Origin of the sequence: Streptomyces sp. E11-3, from assembly GCF_046540415.1 — a bacterium.
Taxonomy (GTDB): domain Bacteria; phylum Actinomycetota; class Actinomycetes; order Streptomycetales; family Streptomycetaceae; genus Streptomyces.
In genome coordinates, this window is record NZ_JAZGRL010000001.1 from 1,815,999 (window position 1) to 1,833,233 (window position 17,235).

Sequence of the window (17,235 nt, forward strand, 5' to 3'; positions counted from 1 at the left end):
GGGGGGGGGGGGGGGGGGGGCGGGCCCCCCCCCCGCCGCCGTGCCGCTGGAGGTCTCGGACGACCCGTGCCGGGTGCTGATGTCGTCGACGGGGCTGCTGGCCCGTACGGCCAACGGGGAGCTCGCCTTCGACACGGAGGCCAAGCGCACCAAGCACGACGTGATCGTCTCCGCGGTGCCCGCGACCCAGCGCGGCGAGGTCGGCGCGGTGCTCTCGTCCGGGCGGCTGCTCCGGCTGAACGTCATCGACCTGCCTCAGCTGCCGGAGACGGCGGCCGCGCCCAACCTGTCGGGCGGGGCGCCGGTTTCGGAGTTCCTCACCCTGGAGGGCGACGAGAAGCTCATCTGCCTGATGACGCTCGACGAGTCGTCGCCGGGCCTCGCACTCGGCACCGAGCAGGGCATCGTCAAGCGAATGGCGCCCGACTACCCGGCCAACAAGGACGAGCTGGAGGTCATCACCCTCAAGGAGGGCGACCGTATCGTCGGCGCGGCCGAGCTGCGGACCGGCGAGGAGGACCTGGTCTTCATCACGGACGACGCCCAGCTGCTGCGCTACCAGGCATCGCAGGTACGGCCGCAGGGCCGTCCCGCGGGCGGTATGGCGGGCATCAAGCTCACCCAGGGCGCCAAGGTGATCTCGTTCACCGCGGTGGACCCGGGCGTGGACGCGATGGTGTTCACGGTGGCGGGCTCGCGCGGCACGCTGGACGACTCGGTGCAGACCACTGCGAAGATCACACCGTTCGACCAGTACCCGCGCAAGGGCCGGGCCACGGGCGGCGTGCGCTGCCAGCGGTTCCTGAAGGGCGAGGACTGCCTCTCGATCGCCTGGGCCGGGCCGACTCCGGCGCTGGCCGCGCAGAAGAACGGCGCACCGGCCGAGGTCCCGGAGACCGACCCGCGCCGGGACGGCTCCGGGGTCTCACTGCCGAAGCCGGTGGCGGCGGTGGCGGGGCCCGCGGCCTAGTTGAGCGGTAGGCCGGATGCGTCCGGGCCGCCCATGTCCTGGGCGTCCCGGACGTCTTCCTGAACGTCCCGGACGTCTTCCTGGGCGGCCCGCGCGTCCTCCGCCTCCTGGACGTAGCGCAGAACGCCCCACATCGCCTCGGGACCGGCGTGACCGGAGTGACCGGCGTCGCCGCGCGGCCCGCTGACCGGGCACCGCCCGAGCTGCTCCAGCAGCGTGTCGCCGTCGATCCCCGACCCGATCAGCACCAGCTGCGTACGCCGCTCATCGCCTCGCGGCCAGGGCTCGGGATAGAACCGCAGAAACCGTCCGACGGCGTGCAGCGCGTAGCGGTTGCGCGGGTCGTGTGCGCCGAAGTCGACGAAGCCCTTGATGCGGTAGAGCCCTTCGGGCCTGGCGTCGAGGAACTCGAGCAGCCGACGCGGGTCCATGGCGTCGTCCGAGGTGAACGAAACGGCCTCATAGGCGGCGTGCAAATGCCCCTCGTGCCCATGTTCGTGGTCGTGTCCGTGTCCGTCGTCGTCGTGCCCTCCCAGGTCGTCAAAGGACAACTGCCCGAACCGCTCCCCCTTCGGCTTGCTCTCGAAGAGCAGCTCCGGGTCGATCCGCCCGTACACCGACGTGACCACCGCCGCACCGTCACCGAACCCCGCGACCTCGGCCCGGACGCGCCGCTGCTCGCTCTCCCCCACCCGGTCCGTCTTGTTGAGCACGATCAGATCGGCGAGCGCGAGATGCCGCTCGATCTCGGGGTGCCGCTGCCTGGTGGCGTCGAACTCGGCGGCGTCGACGACTTCCAGCAGCCCGCCGTACACGATGTGCGGGTTCTCGCTGGCGAGCAGCATCCGCACCAGCTCCTGCGGCTCGGCAAGACCGCTCGCCTCGACGACGATGACGTCCAAGCCGACCGACGGCCGGGTGAGCTTCTCCAGATACGCGTCGAGCTCGCTCCCGTCGACGGCACAGCACAGACACCCGTTGCCCAGCGACACGGTAGAGCCGACCTGCCCGGCAACGGTCATCGAGTCGATCTCAATGGACCCGAAGTCATTGACGATGACCCCGATCCGGTTGCCACCGCTGTGCCGCAGGAGGTGGTTGAGCAAGGTCGTCTTGCCCGACCCCAGAAACCCCGCGAGGACGACGACGGGGATCTGCCGCTGGCTCACACTGGACCTTTCGTACGCTGCCGATACCGCCGCCACAGCATAGGCGCGCTCCCGCGCACACCCCCCGACCGGCCCCAAGGCGCGAAGTGAACGATTGTTAGCGGCCTGACGGGGCACACTCAGGGCACGGCGCCGGTTGTCCTGACAATTCGCACGCTCCCGTGCGCCTCCGTTCTGCCTCCCGCCGATCAGAGCCGCTCGGCACCCTGGGAGACAAAAGCGAACCGCCCACCGCTCGCCGGTCCCGCTCCACTGTCGACCCGTACCCGACGACCGGCGGACGGTCGCCTGACTCGGGGGTTGACATGGCCACACAAATGTCTGGACTACGGAAAGCCGCGCACGCCGCCATGAGGGCGGGCCTCGCGCTCTCGGCCGCAGGCGCAATGGCCGTCCTGGCCGCTCAGCACCGCTCACTGGAAGCGCATTGCCGCAGCTGCGCCGAACTGTGCCGCCGCTTTGAGGCACTTGAGGAGGAGCGCCAGCAGCAGGCCCAGCGCGCCGACCTCATCGAGTACGAACGGGACCATCGCAACCTGCTCATGAAGGCGGCCCAGGCGCGGTCCCTGCTCCCGGTGCTCGACACATACGGCGGCGAGCTGTCACCGGAGACCCAGAGTCAGTATCTCTTCGCCAATGCGCTCTATGCGCATACCTTGCACGGTTATCGAATCGGCATCGTCACTCTGCCGGAACTGCACGGTCACCTCCGGGGTCTGTTCCAGAGCGCAAAAGTCCGCGAGTACTGGGAAGCCACCCGGAACAACCGGGCGAGCCTGCCGAGCGGGTCGGAGGAGGCCAAACTGGGCGAGATGGTCGACGCCCTCCTACAGGAACTGGACGATGCCGACACCGATGAGTGGTGGGTCGTAGGCGAGGCCCCGGACTGGGAATGAGTCGCGCGTCACAGGCTACCGGCAAGTTGAGCACTGTGAGCGGGCCAGAACCGGCTAGGTTGTCCTCGCGCGCCCGGGAGCCATCCGCTGCCGTGTCTGGCGCTTCGTCGCTGCCTGCTGTCCGGAACCACCCCTTCCCAGCAGATCGACATCACCACATCCACCACTCATGCTAGGACCATCATCCACGTGAAGATCGTGCGGCGCATCGGTGCGTCTCCCCGCGAGCGAGGCAGCCTGACGGGACAGACGTGCCCCGATATCTTCGAGCTGCAGGACGGAAGTTTCGCGGTGATCGGGGCAGACAGGACGGAAACACTCGATGCCGAACTCCCTCCCGATGCCGCCCGCGCCGACTACGAGCGCATCGTGGTGATCAGCCGCGAGACCCTGGTCCGGGCGAAGGGGGACATCCCGGATGCCTGACATAGCCACCGAAGCCGCAGGCTGAGACCCGGCGCGCTCGACGGCGCGCCGGGTCTCGGCCTGTCGTGGCTCAGGAAACCGCCGGAACCGGCTGCGGCGCAGCCGGCCCCACATACCGCGCCGCCGGCCGGATGAACTTTGAGTCCTCCGCCTGTTCCAGGATGTTGGCGCTCCAGCCGACCACCCGCGCCGCCGCGAACGTCGGCGTGAACATCTCGCGCGGCAGGCCGCACAGTTCCATGACCACTCCGGCGTAGAACTCCACGTTGGTGTGCAGCTCTCGGCCCGGTTTGAGTTCGGCCAATATCCACTCGACGCGGGCCTCGACCTCGACGGCGAAGTCGACCATCGGGCCGCCGAACCGCCGCGCGATGCCGCGCAGCATGCGCGAGCGGGGGTCCTCGGTGCGGTAGACGGGGTGGCCGAAGCCCATGATCCGCTCGCCCGCGAGGACGCGCTCGCGGATCCAGGGGTCGATGCGGTCGGGCGCGCCGATGGCGTCCAGGGTGTCCAGGGCCCGGCTGGGGGCGCCGCCGTGCAGCGGGCCGGAGAGCGCCCCGATCGCGCCGGTCAGGCAGGCCGCCACATCCGCGCCGGTCGAGGTGATGACGCGGGCGGTGAAGGTCGAGGCGTTGAAGCCGTGGTCGATGGTCGAGATCAGGTACTGCTCGATCGCCCGGGCGCGCGAGGGGTCCGGTTCCGAACCGGTGAGCATGTAAAGGTAGTTGGCGGCGTACGGCAGATCGTCGCGCGGCTCCACCGGGTCGAGGCCCTGCCCGAGCCGGCAAAGGGCGGTGAGCAGTGTCGGGACCACGGCACTCGCGGCGAGCGCGTCCGCAAGGCGCCGCTCGCCGTCGATGTCGTACGTGGGCCCTGGCCGCCCAGACCACTGCCGTGAGCGGGGGTTATGAACAGGTGGTGTTCGATGGCACGTGGTGTGTTCTGGCGCATGTGAGTGTGCCTGCCGGGCGGTGGCAGGCACACTCACCGACAGGGAACGAGAGTTCTTGCATCGAATGCGTGACCTTCGCCGGTGGTGGTCGTTGGATGCGGTGACGGATTTCTTGCCGGGCCGGGGTGACGGAGTGAGTGGACTGCGGGAGGTGGCGGCGCCGTTCGTGGTGCTCGGCCCCTCGGGGGTCGCGGTCCGTACCCGGCTCAAGCACCTGGGCGCCGGGGACGAGCAGGTGCTTCGCCTGGTCGGCGACCTGCTGGGTTCGCTCGCTGCCCGTGATCTGAAGGCGCGGTGTTCGGCCGGGCTGGAGCACGACACCGAGCAGTGGGCGCAGCGTAAGCGTGTCCTGACCGAGGAATCCTCCTCGCGCTGGGCCGGGAGCATCACGAAGGCCACCCACGACCAGTGGGCGCTGGCCCGGCGCGGCCAGCTCGCGCACATCCAGAGCCTTCAGGCCGGGATCGAGACGATCACGCACCGGCTGTCTGTGCCCGTGGGCGAGAAGGGCACCAAGCGCGCTCCGGGCGGCTACCGCAGCGGGCGGGAGTGGTTCGCCGAGTCCCGCCGCCTGCATGTGCTCGAGGACCGGCTTCAGCCGGTGCGGGCGGACCGTGAGGCCGGGGTCGTGCACGTGGTGCGCGGCGGCAAGCGGCTGCTGAATACCCGCCGCCACCTGGACGCCGCCCAGCTCACCGAGCCGGAATGGCGCCAGCGGTGGCAGGCCGGGCGCCGGTTCCTTCAGGCCGACGGCGAGTCCGGCAAGCGGTACGGCAACGAGACCATCCGCGTCACCGACGACGGCGAGGTCTCACTCAAGCTCCCGGCGCCGCTGGCGCACCTGGCGAACGCGCCGCACGGTCGATACGTCCTCGCCGCCCGCGTGAGCTTCGCGCACCGGGGCGAGCAGTGGGCCGACCGCGTCACCGCCAACCGGGCCGTCGCCTACCGCGTCCACGAAGACACCGCGCGGGGCCGCTGGTATCTGACCGCGTCATGGACGAATCCACTGGTCCCGACCGTGCCGCTGGAGGCGGCCCGCGCGAACGGCCTGGTCGGGGTGGACACCAACGCCGACCATCTCGCCGCCTGGCGCCTCGATGTACACGGCAACCCCGTCGGCGAACCGCTCCGGTTCGGCTACGGCCTGTCCGGCGCCGCCGACCACCGCGACGCGCAGGTGAGGCACGCGCTGATCCGCCTGCTGCACTGGGCTCAGCGCCACGGCCTCGCCATCGCGGTCGAGGACCTCGACTTCACCACGGAGAAAACACGCGAGAAGCACGGCCGCCGCAAACGGTTCCGCAAGCTCATCTCCGGCATGCCCGTGGCCAGGCTGCGGGCCCGGCTCGTGGCCATGGCGGCCAAACTCGGCATCCCCATCGTCGCCGTCGACGCGGCCTACACCTCCAAGTGGGGCGCCCAGCACTGGCAAAAGCCCCTCACCAGCAGGAACCGTAAGACGACCCGCCACGACGCAGCCGCCGTGGCGATCGGCAGGCGCGCCCTGGGGCACCCGATCCGGCGACGGACGGCACCGCCCCTGCACGACCAGAGCGATCGTGCAGGGCATCGGACCGTCCAGGCCCGACCGGGCACCCCGGGGCGTGAGGGAAACCGCCCCCGTATCCCCGGACCACGGACACGATCCGTGCGCGCCGGACGCGGCGAGAACGCGGTGGACCAGAATGCCCAACACCGTTCGGGGCGTTCGGCTGAGCATGGGTTCTGGCAACAGGACTCACTCCCGCTCAGTCTTTAGGAACGGTTAGGCTCACCTTTGTGAGTACATGCGCGACCGCCTCGCGGGACCTTGCCGAACCGCTCGCGGGCACCGCGGCCAACGCCAGGACGTGGCTGCTGCTCGAGCAGCCGGGCCCTTGGGGCGTCCAGGCGCTCACCTCCAGCCACCTCGATCCGGAGCTCGGCCGCGCCCTGGAGGAAGCGGCCGAGGGAACCGGGGTACGGGTCGCACTGATCCGGCGGCCTGGACGACACGCGGACTGCCACACGGCGGAGCGGCGGCGGGTGTTCGCGGCCCATGTGGCCCCGGGCGCGCAGGCACCAGACGCTCTATGGCTGCGTGCCGCCGTCACCGAGGACCCCACACAACTCCTGCGCCTCGACTTCGCCGCTCTGGGGGAAGGCAACCACCACAGCTTCGACACCACGCTCGGCGGTACGGCCCACACCGGCGCACCCCTCGCCCTGGTGTGCACCAACGGCAAGCGCGACCGCTGCTGCGCCCTGCTCGGCCGCCCGCTGGCCACCGAGCTCGCCGTCTCCGGGGCCCAAGGCGCATGGGAGGTCACCCATCTCGGCGGCCACCGCTTCTCGCCCACGCTGCTGGTGCTGCCGTACGGATACGCCTACGGCAGGATCGGCGCCCACGCGGTCAAGGACGTCCTCGCAGCCGTGACCGAGGGACGGATCGTCACCGACCGGTGCCGGGGCAACTCCGCCTGGGAGCGTCCCGGCCAGGCCGCCGAGCTCGCGGTGCGCACCGCGACGGGCGAGGACCGCGCGGGCGTACTCGCGGTCGTACGCATCGATGGAGCCGCCCCGCGCTGGGAGGTGACCGTCACCCACACCGACGGTCGCCACTGGCGGGTCACGGTCGCCCAGGGCGCGTCACTGCCGCCGCGCCCGGAGAGCTGCGGGTCCGCACTCGGGTCCCCGGCCCGGATGGACGTCGTGGCCGTACGCCCCCTCTAGGCGGTCCCTGCCGGTCAGGCGCCTTGGGGGCCTGACGACGGACAGGCCCTAGGGCTGCCCTAGACGGCCCCCGCGCCCGTCAGCGAACGGACCTCCGTCTCCGCGTGCTTGGCCTTGTCCGGCGAGTCCGGGGATGTGGCCGTGCCGATCCAGCCGGCCAGGAAGCCGAGCGGGATCGAGACCAGACCAGGGTTGCGCAGCGGGAAGAGGTGGAAGTCGACACCGGGGAAGATCGAGTCCGGGGTGCCGGAGACCACCGGGGAGAGGACCACCAGGATCAGCGCCGGGACCAGGCCTCCGTAGACCGCCCAGACCGCGCCACGGGTGGTGAAGTTCCGCCAGAACAGGGAGTAGAGCAGGACCGGCAGGTTGGACGAGGCCGCGACCGCGAAGGCGAGCGCCACCAGGAAGGCGACGTTCAGGTTCCGGGCGAGCAGCCCGAGTGCGATGGCGACGACACCGATGCCGACCGACGCGAGCCGGGCCACGGCGACCTCGCTGCGCTGCTTGGCGTGCTTGCGCTTGAGCGAGGCGTACAGGTCATGGGCGACGGACGCCGAGGAGGCGAGGGTGATGCCCGCGACGACCGCCAGGATCGTGGCGAAGGCGACCGCGGCGACGATCGCGAACAGAACCGTTCCTCCTGTCGAACCCGCACCGCCCCCCAGTTCAAGCGAGAGCAGCGAGACCGCAGTGTTCCCCGAGGGGTTGGACCTGCGCACCTCGTCGGAGCCCAGGATCGCGGCCGCCCCGAAGCCGAGCACGATCGTCATCAGGTAGAAACTGCCGATGAGCCCGATGGCCCAGACGACGGAACGCCGGGCGGCCCGCGCGGTGGGCACGGTGTAGAAGCGCGACAGGATGTGCGGCAGCCCCGCCGTACCGAGCACCAGCGCGAGTCCGAGGCTGATGAAGTCGAAGCGCGCGACCAGGTCGCCGCCGTACCTCAACCCCGGTGACAGGAAGTCCTTTCCGTGGCCGCTGCGGTCGGCGGCCGTGCTCAGCAGTTGGTTGAAGTCGCCGTGGAAGCGCACCAGGACGAGCACGGTGAGCGCGATCGCTCCGCCCATCAGCAGGACGGCCTTGACGATCTGGATCCAGGTGGTGGCGCGCATCCCTCCCAGCGACACATAGACGACCATCAGCGCGCCGACCCCGACCACGGTCCAGGCCTGCGCGGCCCCGCTCGTACCCCCGAGCAGCAGCGCGACCAGGCTGCCCGCCCCCACCATCTGCGCCACCAGATAGAGAACGGACACGGTGACCGAGGAAGTTCCCGCGGCGATCCGGACCGGACGCTCGCTCATCCGGGCGGCCACCACGTCGGCGAGCGTGAACCGGCCGCAGTTGCGCACCAGTTCGGCCACCAGGAAGAGCACGACCAGCCAGGCGACCAGGAAGCCCACCGAGTAGAGCAGGCCGTCGTAGCCGAAGAGCGCGATCAGCCCGGCGATGCCGAGGAAGGACGCCGCCGACATGTAGTCGCCCGCGATGGCGAAACCGTTCTCCAAAGGCGAGAACAGCCGACCACCCGCGTAGAACTCCTCCGGGGAACCGTGCCGATGGCGGCTGACCCAGGTCGTGATCCCCAGCGTCACAGCCACGAAGACACTGAACAGCACCAGCGCCAGCGCCTGGTGGTCACCTCTGAGCGCCGTCAACGGTCTGCCCTCGCAGACTGCTCCCGCACCCGCTTCTTGTCGAAGACGGCCCATCTCAGGTCGAGCGCCGCCGCATCACGGCGCAGCCGGGCGTGCCGGGCGTACGCCCAGGTCAGCAGGAAGGTGGTGAGGAACTGGCCGAGTCCGGCGAGCATCGCCACGTTCACCGCGCCCGCGACGGGCCGCGCCATCAGTCCGGGCGCGGCCGTCGCGGCGACGACATAGGCGACGTACCAGAGGAAGAAGAGGGCGACCGCCGGGCCGACGAACCTCCGGTACCGGCTGCGTACTTCCTGGAAGGCCGCGCTGTGCTGCACCTCCAGATAGATGTCGGCGACGCTGCCGGCCTGCTCGCGCGCCGCCGGGTGCGCGGGCGGCGGGGCTGGTACGGGCGCGCCGGTGCTGTCCAGCTCGCCCCAGTCGGAGGCCAGCGCGTCGTACCAGGGATCACCGATATCGCTGAGATCGCCGAGCCGGATCTGCCCGGCATCGCGACCGTCGTGCTTGTCCACCGAACTCTCCTTGTCCGCGGCCCCGTTCGGCCGCGCGCCCAAGGATGGGCAGAACGGGAAGATCCCGGACTCTTCAATCCATGCTCTTCACTCCATCAGGTGACTTGCCGATCAAGTGTCTACGTGGGGACTCTTCGGGCGGGTCGGGCTGGATCAGGCGTCGATCCTGGAGCGGTCCAACGTCGCCGCGGAGCTGGTGATGAACTCCTTGCGGGGAGCGACCTCGTTGCCCATCAGCAGGTCGAAGATCTGCTCCGACGACTCCAGGTCGGTGATGTTGATCCGGCGCAGGGTGCGGTGGCGCGGGTCCATCGTGGTCTCCGCCAGCTGGTCGGCGTCCATCTCGCCGAGACCCTTGTAGCGCTGGATGGAGTCCTTGTAGCGCACGCCCTTGCGCTGGAACTCCAGCAGGGTGCTGCGCAGTTCGTTGTCCGAGTACGTGTACACGTACTTGTCCTGGCCCTTCTTGGGCTGGACGATCTCGATCCGGTGCAGCGGCGGTACGGCGGCGAAGACCCGGCCCGCCTCCACCATGGGCCGCATATAGCGCTGGAAGAGCGTGAGCAGCAGGCACCGGATGTGCGCGCCGTCGACGTCGGCGTCGACCAGCAGGATGATCTTTCCGTACCGGGCGGCGTCGATGTCGAAGGTGCGGCCCGAGCCCGCTCCTATGACCTGGATGATCGCGCCGCACTCGGCGTTCTTCAGCATGTCCGACACGGACGACTTCTGGACGTTGAGGATCTTGCCGCGGATCGGCAGCAGGGCCTGGAACTCGGAGTTCCGGGCGAGCTTGGCGGTGCCGAGCGCGGAGTCTCCCTCGACGATGAACAGCTCGCTGCGGTCCACGTCGTCGCTGCGGCAGTCGGCCAGCTTGGCGGGCAGCGAGGAGGACTCAAGGGCCGTCTTCCGGCGCTGCGCGTCCTTGTGCTGACGGGCCGCGATACGGGTGCGGGCGGCCGCGACAGCCTTCTCCATGACGGACCGCGCCTGGGCCTTGGAGTCCCTCTTGGTGGAGGTCAGGAAGGCCTTGAGCTCCTTGGCGACCACATTGGCGACGATGCGGTTGGCCGCCGACGTGCCCAGGACCTCCTTGGTCTGTCCCTCGAACTGCGGCTCCGCGAGCCGCACCGTGACCACGGCGGTCAGACCCTCCAGGGCGTCGTCCTTGACGATGTCGTCCTCGGCGACGCGCAGCAGCTTCTGGGTGCGCAGCACCTCGTTCACCGTCTTGGTGAGCGAGCGCTCGAAGCCGGTGACGTGGGTGCCACCCTTGGGGGTGGCGATGATGTTGACGAAGGACCTGACCGTGGTGTCGTACCCGGTGCCCCAGCGCAGTGCGATGTCGACGCCGAGCTCACGGGTGACCTCGGTGGGGGTCATATGGCCGAGCTCGTCCAGGACCGGGACGGTCTCCTTGAAGGTGCCCGTGCCGCTGAGGCGCTGCACATCGCAGATCGGCTTGTCCTGGGCGAGGAACTCGCAGAACTCGCTGATGCCCCCGTCGAAGCGGAAGGTCTCCTCGCTCTTGCCGCCTGCGGCCTCTGAGTCGCCGCCCGACCGCTCGTCGCGTACGACGATGGTCAGTCCGGGCACCAGGAACGCGGTCTGGCGGGCCCGCTGGTGCAGGTTCTCCAGGGAGAGCCTGGCGTCCTTGAGGAAGATCTGGCGGTCGGCCCAGTAGCGCACCCGGGTGCCGGTGCGGGTCTTGGGCACCCGCTTGCCCTTGCGCAGCCCGCCGGCGGCTTCGAAGGGTGCGTCGGCACCCTCGGCCGCGAACGCCCCGGGGACACCGCGCCGGAAGCTGATCGAGTGGGTGGCGCTGCTCCGGTCCACCTCGACGTCCAGGCGGGCCGAGAGGGCGTTGACCACGGAGGCGCCCACGCCGTGCAGCCCGCCGGAAGCGGCGTACGAACCGCCGCCGAACTTGCCGCCCGCGTGCAGCTTGGTCATGACGACCTCGATGCCGGACAGGCCCGTCTTGGGCTCGACGTCGACGGGGATGCCGCGGCCGTTGTCCCTGACCTCCACGGAGCCGTCGTCGTGCAGGATCACCTCGATGTGATCGCAGTAGCCGCCCAGGGCCTCGTCGACGGAGTTATCGATGATCTCCCAGAGGCAGTGCATCAGGCCACGGCTGTCCGTCGACCCGATGTACATGCCAGGACGCTTGCGGACCGCCTCGAGCCCCTCCAGGACGAGCAGGTGCCGCGCGGTGTAGTTGGAACCGTCCCGGTCTGCTCCGGTCAGCAGCGCTGTGGACGGCACGGACGTCTCGGCGGTCACGCGTTTCGCTCCTCGCTGAATTTCGATTGCGACCCCATGGATCGAGGGCCCGGCGTCGGTCGCCGATCAGAGGGTACCGAGGCCTGGTAGAGCCGTTGTCACGCCACCCACGTATGAGTTCAGCCTAGCCCAGACTCGTACGCGCGTTCGATCCCCCAAAGGGGTGATGCACATATCACGTTCCCAACCAGGCATGAACCATTTAGGCTCCGGGCACGTCCTCATGAACAACCAGCCGCACTCCGGCTGGCGAGGACGACGCAAGACCGACCACCGGACCCGACCAGCCACTCGACAAACCACGCGAAAACCGTAAGCGACGCGATACGGCACATTCGCCGCCAACCGGTAGCAGACAACCTCTCGGGAAGAAGTTTCGAGGAAAAGCCGCGAGCGGGAACGTTTTCGGCCTGGTTGGATGTTGACCCTGGTACGACAGCTCGTCGAGCTAGAGAAGAGGCGACGTGACTACTGTTCTGACCCCCGCGAGCCCGCTGACGGCCGCTGACCGCTGCGACCGCTGCGGCGCCCAGGCCTATCTGCGCGTCGTGCTGACAAGCGGCGGCGAACTGCTCTTCTGCGCCCACCACGGTCGCAAGTTCGAGCCGGAACTCAAGAAGATCGCCGCTGAGATACAGGACGAGACGGAGCGGTTGACCGCCGTACCGGCCAACGACGAGGAACGCTGACACTTCGCACGACGACGAGCCAGCGCCGACCCAGGGTCGGCAGACCGGGCGGCCACCCCTGCACCCACCAGGGATGGCCGCCCGCTCTCGTGTCCGCGCCAGGCCGTGGCCACCGCCCGCGGCCAGGGGCCCGTCAGCCCGCCTGGGGCGCCGCAGGACGCCCGCCGCGCACGTCCTCGCCAGACCGGTCCGGGGCGTACCGCAGGATGCTGGAGACGCGCGCGTAGACGCCCGGCTTGCCCGGCAGCCCACAGCCGTCACCCCACGAGACAAGCCCGATCAGCCGGTCGCGGGCGACCAGCGGACCGCCGCTGTCGCCCTGGCAGGCGTCCGGCCCGCCTTCGGGTTCCCCCGCGCACAACATGGACCCCGCGAGGTACGTCCCGGCCGCGCTGCCCGGGTAGACCTTCTCGCACGCCCCGTCGGGCAGCACCGTCACCTGAGCGGCACGCAACGTATGCGCGTAGTCACCGTCGCCGGTCATGTCGCCCCAGCCGTACACCGCCGCCGCGGTCCCCGGTTCGTACGCCGTGTCACCGCGACCCGCCATGGTGAGGACGTGGGACGCGGGCAACTCGGCGGCCAGCCGCAGTACGGCCACATCGCCGGCGTTCGTACGGGGGTCGTACGCGGGACTCACCCGTACGCCGCGCACCGCCACCTCCCGCCCGCCGCGCGCCCGCAGATCCTCCCGGCCCACGATGACCCGCAGATCGCGCACCGCCTTCAGGGGCACCCCCAGCACCTCGCGGCGCAGACAGTGGGCGGCCGTGAGCACCGTCGACGGCCCGACCACCACCCCGCCGCAGAACTGCCCCGAGCGCGTACCGCCGAACCGGTGACGGCTGGACAGCGCGACCACCCACGGCGTCTTCGCCACCCGGACCGGAACACCGCCCACGATCACTCCGTCGGCGGCCGCGGGTACCGGTCCGACCATGGGCATCAGCACCGCCGCCACCAGGGCGAGCGCCCCGGACAGGGCTCCGACGCTGGGACGGCGACGCATACGCTCTCCTCACCCTGGGTGGCACTGACGCACTCAGCGTTATCCAGCAGGCGGCGTCGCGCACCCAGAGACCGGCCGGGGATACCCGGACACGCCGAAGGGCCCGGAGCCCCTGTGGGAGGCTCCGGGCCCTTCGGCGTACGGGATGGACCGGTCTGGCGACCTAGTCGAGGTAGTCGCGCAGGACCTGCGAACGCGACGGGTGACGCAGCTTCGACATGGTCTTCGACTCGATCTGGCGGATGCGCTCACGCGTCACGCCGTACACCTTGCCGATCTCGTCGAGGGTCTTCGGCTGACCGTCGGTGAGACCGAAGCGCATCGAGACCACGCCCGCCTCGCGCTCGGACAGGGTGTCCAGAACGGAGTGCAGCTGCTCCTGGAGCAGGGTGAAGCTCACGGCGTCGGCCGGGACGACCGCCTCGGAGTCCTCGATGAGGTCACCGAACTCGCTGTCGCCGTCCTCACCCAGGGGGGTGTGGAGGGAGATCGGCTCACGGCCGTACTTCTGGACCTCGATGACCTTCTCCGGGGTCATGTCGAGCTCCTTGGCCAGCTCCTCCGGGGTGGGCTCACGGCCCAGGTCCTGGAGCATCTGGCGCTGGACGCGCGCGAGCTTGTTGATGACCTCGACCATGTGCACCGGGATACGGATGGTGCGGGCCTGGTCGGCCATGGCGCGGGTGATCGCCTGCCGAATCCACCAGGTGGCGTACGTGGAGAACTTGTAGCCCTTGGTGTAGTCGAACTTCTCGACCGCGCGGATCAGACCGAGGTTGCCCTCCTGGATCAGGTCCAGGAAGAGCATGCCGCGGCCGGTGTAGCGCTTGGCCAGCGAGACCACGAGACGGAGGTTGGCCTCCAGGAGGTGGTTCTTGGCCCGGCGGCCGTCCTCGGCGATGATCTCCAGCTCGCGCTTGAGCTTCGGCGCCAGCTTGTCGGCGTTCGCCAGCTTGTCCTCGGCGAACAGGCCCGCCTCGATGCGCTTGGCGAGCTCGACCTCCTGCTCGGCGTTGAGGAGCGGAACCTTGCCGATCTGCTTGAGGTAGTCCTTGACGGGGTCGGCGGTGGCACCGGCGACAGCGACCTGCTGCGCGGGCGCGTCGTCCTCGTCGTCGTCCGAGATGACGAAGCCCTTGGCCTCGCCGCCCGTGGTCTCTTCCTCGTCGTCACCGGCCTTGGCGGCGGTGGTCTCCTCGACGGACTCGTCGCCGGCCAGCTCGTCGTTCTTGCCGGCCTTCTTGGCCGTCGTCTTCTTCGCCGCGGTCTTCTTGGCCGTGGCCTTCTTGGCCACCGTCTTCTTGGCGGCGGCCTTCTTCGCGGGGGCGGCCACGGCGTCCTCACCAGCGGCCGCGGCGGCGGGCGCCTCGGCAGCGGCGGTGGCGGTGGCCTTCTTCGCCGTGGCGGTCTTGGCCGCGACGGTCTTGGTAGCGGTGCGCTTGGCGGGACTCTTCGCTGCGACGCTCTTGCGGGGGCGCTTCGGCGACTCCGCGGCACTGACCATCAGCGTCACACCCTCTTCCTCGAGGATCTGGTTGAGGCTGCGCAGAACGTTCTTCCACTGAGTGGCCGGAATCTGGTCAGCTTCGAAGGCCCGACGCACGTCATCGCCGGCGATCTGCCCCTCAGCCTTTCCCCGCTCGATGAGCGCCATCACAGACTCGGACTCGGCGATCTCCGGCGGGAGCGTACGGGATGTGCTGGCCGACACGAACAACCTCTCGGAACGATGGAAAACGGGTTCCGGCTCCGTCCATTGTGGAACAGGAGCCGACGACCGCCGACTGGGGATTGGGCCGACGGCACGGGCGGGTGTCGGAGCTAGCACAGCGCCGAAAGCGGCCGCTGTATTCCCTCCTCGACTGTCACCTCTTAGGTCATCGCGCTACCCGGAAGAGCGTTACGCCCAATCTGCGTGGCCCGAGTCACACCCCGTAACCATCTATAACGGATAGAAACAGACATACACCAACAGATGGTGGAGCCCGTACATACGAGTCGCCGGGCCCGGCCCGGGTCCGGCGACTCGTATGTACGGGAGATGCGTGGGAACGGCGCGGAAAATGTGTGCGACGCCGTACGCATACGAGGGGCGTGGGGCGGGTGCCGCGCAGGGTCAGTGCTCGCGGGGCGCGGGGACCACGCGCTCCACGTCCGGATGGACGGTGAGCAGCTGGCGCATCGCGACCTCGGCTCCAGCCCCGTCGCCCGCGGCGAGGCAGTCGACCAGCCGGGAGTGGTGCGCGAGGCCGGACTCGCTCGGCCGGTCGCAGCCGGTGGTCGGGCCACCGGAGACCTGCAGGGCGGCCGAGACGATGCCGGACAGGTGCTCCAGCATGCGGTTGCCCGCGACCTGGATGAGCAGCGCGTGGAACTCGGCATCGGCGCGCGCGAAGGTGATGGTGTCCCCCTGGCCCAGCGCGTGGCCCATGATCTCGACCATGTCGGCGAGGCGCTGCTGCACCTCCTCGCGGCCGTGCCCGGCGGCCAGCCGGGCGGCGAGCGGTTCGATGGTCCAGCGCAGCTCGCTCAGCTCGCGGCGCTGGTCGTCGCGCTGTGGCCCGAAGGCGCGCCACTCGATGATGTCCGGGTCCAGGAGGTTCCAGTCGCTGACGGGGCGTACCCGCGTACCGACGTTGGGGCGGGCGCTGACCAGCCCCTTGGCCTCCAGGACGCGGAGCGACTCGCGTACGACGGTGCGGGAGACCTCGAAGCGCTGGCCGATCTCCTCGGGGACGAGCGGACGGTCGGCTCCCAGGTCTCCGGAGACGATCATCTGGCCGAGCTGCTGGACGAGTTGGCCGTGCAGCCCGCGGCCGCGGCTGCCCGTCGCGCGCCGGCTGGCACGGCCCAGCTCCTGGTCGGGGCCGTCCCACGCGGGGGCTCCGACGCGGCCGGCGCTCGGGGCCTCGGCGTAGGTGTAGCGGTCGAGTTCGCCCGGACCTGCGAGGCCGGAGTCAGCGGTGCGGGCGGCGGTCATCATGGTGTGCGCAAGGGTACTCACGGAACCTTTGTCGGCTCACCTCCCAAGCCCCTTGAGGTCTTTGGTGAAAAGCACACGAAAGGGTGATCGCCTACTGTGCCGCAATTGACGCCTTATCGGACGTAACCGGGCGTTCTCTGGGGAGTTGTGGCCAGTTACGGGTGAGCGACGGCGCGATGTGCTTCAGCGGAGCCTGCCGCGCAGGGTGGTGAGCAGATAGGCACACAGCAGCACGGTCAGGCTCAGCAGCAGCGCGCTGCCCACGGGTTGAGCGATCACCCGTACGGCTCCGGCGATATACCGCTCGCTCCCGAACGGCCACTGCGTCAGGGCGAGATCGCGGATCCGGCCGGGAAGCCCGGCGGCGGATCGCGCCGATGGCCCTTCAAGTGCCTTCTGTGCCAGGGGTACGAGCACCACCGGCACGGCGAGCAGCGCGGCCAACCCCGCCGAGGTGGAACGGAATACGCCCGCGGCCAGCAGCCCCGCCCAGGCACAGCCGATCACCAGGCCGAGCCAACTCGCGGTGAGCACAGGCCAGTCAGCGGGCAGCTGGGTCAGCTCCTCGCCGTACACGAGGTGCAGCGCCGCACCGTCACAGACCACGGTGACCAGCGCGATGAACAGGGCGGTGGCCGCGGAGACGGTGAGTTTGGCCAGGAGCAGACCGAGGCGGCGGGGCACGGCGGCGCGGTCGACGGCGAGCGCGGGGTGGCGGAACTCGTCGCCGAAGGCGAGGGCACCGAGAAGTCCCGCACCCATGGCCGCTGGGGGGAGCGGGAGTTCGTGGGGCCAGGCGGCGAGGAGGCGGGGCTGCGGGGTGTGGCCGGTCCTGGCGAGAAACACGGCCATGACGGAGGAGACGGCGAGCACGAGCAGCGTGACCAGCCAACCGGTGCTGACGCCGGCCGCCCTGCGTACTTCGTAGCGCAGGGGGTTCAGGGGGCTGCGGGCGGGGCGGACCGTG

The 17,235-nt window shown here is 69.9% G+C and carries 13 protein-coding genes and 2 pseudogenes; 6 read left to right on the top strand and 9 right to left on the bottom strand.

The window, feature by feature from the left end:
- On the top strand, positions 1-970 hold a 970-nt coding region (locus U9R90_RS08165), incomplete at its 5' end, for a DNA gyrase C-terminal beta-propeller domain-containing protein (RefSeq protein WP_411055723.1).
- Here U9R90_RS08165 and U9R90_RS08170 read toward each other — a convergent pair.
- Entirely contained in the window at positions 967-2,139 is a 1,173-nt protein-coding gene (locus U9R90_RS08170; RefSeq protein WP_411055724.1) for a CobW family GTP-binding protein, read from the bottom strand. The genes U9R90_RS08165 and U9R90_RS08170 overlap by 4 nt on opposite strands.
- A gap of 305 nt (positions 2,140-2,444) precedes the next feature.
- Between U9R90_RS08170 and U9R90_RS08175 the strand changes: the two genes are divergently transcribed.
- Positions 2,445-3,035 (top strand): DUF6082 family protein, encoded by a 591-nt coding sequence (locus tag U9R90_RS08175; protein ID WP_411055725.1) that lies wholly within the window; start codon positions 2,445-2,447, stop codon positions 3,033-3,035.
- A 189-nt stretch (positions 3,036-3,224) separates the two neighbouring features.
- Positions 3,225-3,461: a hypothetical protein gene (locus U9R90_RS08180; protein ID WP_411055726.1), complete on the top strand. Its 237-nt coding sequence runs from the start codon at positions 3,225-3,227 to the stop codon at positions 3,459-3,461.
- A gap of 70 nt (positions 3,462-3,531) precedes the next feature.
- On the opposite strand, the pseudogene U9R90_RS08185 reads toward U9R90_RS08180, so the two are convergent.
- Positions 3,532-4,332: pseudogene (locus tag U9R90_RS08185) on the bottom strand (citrate/2-methylcitrate synthase); the annotation flags it as partial.
- A 214-nt stretch (positions 4,333-4,546) separates the two neighbouring features.
- On the opposite strand from U9R90_RS08185, the gene U9R90_RS08190 reads away from it, so the two are divergent.
- Positions 4,547-6,175, top strand: coding sequence for an IS200/IS605 family accessory protein TnpB-related protein (locus U9R90_RS08190; protein WP_411055727.1), 1,629 nt, complete (start codon positions 4,547-4,549; stop codon positions 6,173-6,175).
- 20 nt (positions 6,176-6,195) lie between these two features.
- The gene (locus tag U9R90_RS08195; protein ID WP_411055728.1) at positions 6,196-7,128 is read left to right on the top strand and encodes a sucrase ferredoxin; all 933 of its coding nucleotides are present in this window, start codon (positions 6,196-6,198) and stop codon (positions 7,126-7,128) included.
- Between the two features lie 59 nt (positions 7,129-7,187).
- Here U9R90_RS08195 and U9R90_RS08200 read toward each other — a convergent pair whose 3' ends face one another.
- The 3 genes from U9R90_RS08200 to U9R90_RS08210 form a co-directional block, all read right to left on the bottom strand.
- Positions 7,188-8,789, bottom strand: coding sequence for a cation acetate symporter (locus U9R90_RS08200; protein WP_411055729.1), 1,602 nt, complete (start codon positions 8,787-8,789; stop codon positions 7,188-7,190).
- Positions 8,786-9,301 carry a DUF485 domain-containing protein gene (locus U9R90_RS08205; RefSeq protein WP_411055730.1) on the bottom strand — a complete coding sequence of 172 codons (516 nt, stop codon included), beginning with the start codon at positions 9,299-9,301 and terminating at the stop codon, positions 8,786-8,788. The genes U9R90_RS08200 and U9R90_RS08205 overlap by 4 nt, the downstream gene beginning before the upstream one ends.
- Before the next feature lie 153 nt (positions 9,302-9,454).
- Positions 9,455-11,587 carry a type IIA DNA topoisomerase subunit B gene (locus U9R90_RS08210; RefSeq protein ID WP_411055731.1) on the bottom strand — a complete coding sequence of 711 codons (2,133 nt, stop codon included), beginning with the start codon at positions 11,585-11,587 and terminating at the stop codon, positions 9,455-9,457.
- 464 nt (positions 11,588-12,051) lie between these two features.
- Between U9R90_RS08210 and U9R90_RS08215 the strand changes: the two genes are divergently transcribed.
- The gene (locus U9R90_RS08215) at positions 12,052-12,276 is read left to right on the top strand and encodes a hypothetical protein (protein WP_411055732.1); all 225 of its coding nucleotides are present in this window, start codon (positions 12,052-12,054) and stop codon (positions 12,274-12,276) included.
- A 133-nt stretch (positions 12,277-12,409) separates the two neighbouring features.
- Here U9R90_RS08215 and U9R90_RS08220 read toward each other — a convergent pair whose 3' ends face one another.
- The 4 genes and pseudogenes from U9R90_RS08220 to U9R90_RS08235 form a co-directional block, all read right to left on the bottom strand.
- Positions 12,410-13,285 carry a S1 family peptidase gene (locus tag U9R90_RS08220; protein WP_411055733.1) on the bottom strand — a complete coding sequence of 292 codons (876 nt, stop codon included), beginning with the start codon at positions 13,283-13,285 and terminating at the stop codon, positions 12,410-12,412.
- A gap of 163 nt (positions 13,286-13,448) precedes the next feature.
- Positions 13,449-14,996 (bottom strand): RNA polymerase sigma factor, encoded by a 1,548-nt coding sequence (locus tag U9R90_RS08225; RefSeq protein ID WP_411055734.1) that lies wholly within the window; start codon positions 14,994-14,996, stop codon positions 13,449-13,451.
- A 405-nt stretch (positions 14,997-15,401) separates the two neighbouring features.
- A complete protein-coding gene (locus tag U9R90_RS08230; protein ID WP_411055735.1) occupies positions 15,402-16,289 on the bottom strand; it encodes a FadR/GntR family transcriptional regulator in 888 nt (295 codons plus the stop codon).
- 162 nt (positions 16,290-16,451) lie between these two features.
- Positions 16,452-17,235 (bottom strand): annotated as a pseudogene (locus U9R90_RS08235) (ABC transporter ATP-binding protein); the annotation flags it as partial.